Genomic DNA, 416 nt, shown 5'->3' on the forward strand with positions numbered 1-416 from the left:
TAGCGCCATGGCTCCCAAGCTGGTGGCTACGGGGTTTTTTCCCACGCTTATGTGCAATTAATTTCAGTAGAACCGGATAAACCAACCATGATGAATGCCAGACCTCAGCGGGGCTGCTGAAACGCCGCGAAGGACGGCTCACTGGGATCGCGCTCTACCGCCCGATGGCATGGGAGCCTCGGATCGAACACATTTCACGGGGCATCCTCGGGTGGCGGGAGCAGGGCGACCTGGCGCAGGATCTCGACGGTGCCGAGCACCGCCCATGCCGGGTCGTTCAGAGCGTGGATCGTGAAGGCACGCCGGGCACAGTCAATGTCGCGCGAGTTACGCAGACATGCCGGCCAGAGAACTTCGATATCGACTTGCCGCTGGCGCTCCTGCCAGTGCTGCATGATGAAGCGCATTACACCCAT

Annotated in this window: 1 protein-coding gene; it reads right to left on the reverse strand. The window is 60.6% G+C overall.

Translation table 11 applies throughout. The annotated features are described in order from the left end of the window. Nucleotides 1-194 precede the first annotated feature (194 nt). The coding region (locus AC1DGP_RS35360; protein ID WP_476768889.1) for a hypothetical protein at nucleotides 195-416 on the reverse strand (222 nt) is incomplete at its 5' end.

This window comes from Allobosea sp. 05T433 (genome assembly GCF_056396065.1).